Origin of the sequence: Bartonella capreoli, assembly GCF_902813205.1 — a bacterium.
GTDB classification, from domain to species: Bacteria; Pseudomonadota; Alphaproteobacteria; order Rhizobiales; family Rhizobiaceae; genus Bartonella; species Bartonella schoenbuchensis.
On record NZ_CADDZX010000298.1, the window covers coordinates 1 to 414 of the forward strand.

Annotated in this window: 1 protein-coding gene; it reads left to right on the forward strand. The window is 39.4% G+C overall.

The features are described from left to right. A partial coding sequence (locus J7R05_RS08515) for an Hsp70 family protein (protein ID WP_208541900.1) occupies positions 1 to 414 on the forward strand: 414 nt, incomplete at both ends.

A 414-nucleotide genomic window follows, 5' to 3' on the forward strand; every position in this document is an offset into this window, starting at 1 on the left:
GGCGAATGATAACAAGTTATTGGCTCAATTTGATCTTGTTGGTATTCCACCAGCACCACGTGGTATGCCTCAGATTGAGGTTACTTTTGATATTGATGCGAATGGTATTGTCAATGTTTCGGCTAAAGATAAAGGAACCGGTAAAGAACATCAAATTCGTATTCAGGCATCAGGTGGTTTAAGTGATGCTGACATTGAAAAAATGGTCAAAGATGCAGAAGAGCATGCAGCTGAAGACAAAAAACGCCGTAAAGGTGTTGAAGCTAAAAATCAAGCGGAAGCTCTTATCCATTCAACTGAGAAATCGTTGACTGAATATGGCGATAAAATATCAGCAGAAGATAAAGGCCAGATTGAAACTGCAATGTCTGATTTAAAGTCTGCACTTGAAGGCACGGATACTGAAGAAATAAC